General features: G+C 62.3%; 1 protein-coding gene. It reads right to left on the reverse strand.

From position 1 onward, the window contains the following. Positions 1-1132 (reverse strand): homocysteine S-methyltransferase family protein (locus EOA86_RS34205; protein WP_206630221.1); only part of this gene is annotated, 1132 nt, incomplete at its 3' end. Positions 1133-1512: the final 380 nt, after the last annotated feature.

Here is a 1512-nt window from a genome sequence, read left to right on the forward strand (position 1 = left end):
CATTCACGAATGGAATCTCCTTGGTCAACGTGAACGGCTCGAGCCCCGAAAGGCGCATCTTCGGCTCGATGTCGGGAACAGCGCGCGGCGGATATTCCTTTACCGCCTGTGCGATGGCGCGGATGTGGTCCGGCGTCGAGCCGCAGCAGCCGCCGACGACATTGACCAATCCGTCGCGCGCGAACTCCTCGATCTGCGCCGCCATGAATTCCGGGCTCTCGTCATAACGGCCGAATTCATTGGGCAGGCCGGCATTCGGATAGGCGCAAACAAAGGTGTCGGCGACACCGGAAATTTCGTCCAGATGCGCGCGCATGGCCTTGGCGCCCAGCGCGCAATTGAGGCCTATTGTGAACGGGTTGGCGTGACGGACTGAATGCCAGAAAGCCGTCGGCGTCTGGCCGGACAGCGTGCGGCCGGAGAGGTCGGTGATCGTGCCGGAGATCATAACCGGCAGATGCATATCCTTCTCGATGAAGATCTCTTCTGCTGCGAAGATCGCCGCCTTGGCGTTCAGCGTATCGAAGATGGTCTCGATCAGGATGATGTCGGCGCCGCCGTCGATCAGACCGCGCAGCTGCTCGCCATAGGCAAGGCGCAATTCGTCGAATGTCACGGCCCGGTAGCCGGGATTGTTGACATCCGGCGACATCGAGGCGGTGCGGTTGGTTGGCCCCAGCGCACCGGCGACGAAACGACGCCTGCCGTCCTCCTGCTCAGCCCTCACCGCTGCCCTACGCACCAGCCGCGCACCGTCGCGGTTCAGCGCGTAGACCGCATCCTCCATGCCGTAATCCGCCTGGGCGATGGCGGTCGAGGAGAAGGTGTTGGTTTCAAGAATGTCCGCCCCGGCGATGGCGTATTGATAGTGAATCTCCTCGATCGCCTTGGGCTGCGTCAGGATGAGCAGGTCGTTGTTGCCCTGCTGATGGCAGGCGCAATCCGGGAATTTGTCGCCACGGAAATGGTTCTCGTCGAAACCCAGGCCCTGGATCTGCGTGCCCATGGCACCGTCGAGGATGAGGATACGTTCGCGCGCCACCGCCGTCAGCGCCGCAAGGACTTCCGACCCATCGGGCGTAGCCGCGGCGGGACCGAACAGGTCGTCCAGCGATGATGGGGTTTGCGACATATTCCGTCCTCGAGGCGACAGTCGCGCTTAAGCGACATAAAGACATCTTTATGTCAATATACGCTATTCGCTTGTTGCTGTCACCCCTGCCGCGGGGAATGCTGCCCGCTGATGCTACGAGGCCGCCTGCGTGTCTTTCAGGCGATCGCCGACGGGACGGCAGGTAAGATCTCCGACGCGGAAGTTGCGTCCTTCATGTGGTAGGCGGGAGCGACCTCTCCCGTCAGGAGAAGATCTCCGCCAGTTCGTCGACGCTGGTGCCTTCGCTAACCTGCCGCAACTCGACATAGCTGACCGCGGTGGCGACCGAGGATCGGACGCAAGATCGGCTCAACGCCGCAGGCGCATGATGCCCGCCCGTTCCTGACGGCGTATTACGG

The organism is Mesorhizobium sp. M5C.F.Ca.IN.020.32.2.1 (assembly GCF_004023105.1).
In the GTDB taxonomy this organism is placed as follows: Bacteria; Pseudomonadota; Alphaproteobacteria; order Rhizobiales; family Rhizobiaceae; genus Mesorhizobium; species Mesorhizobium wenxiniae.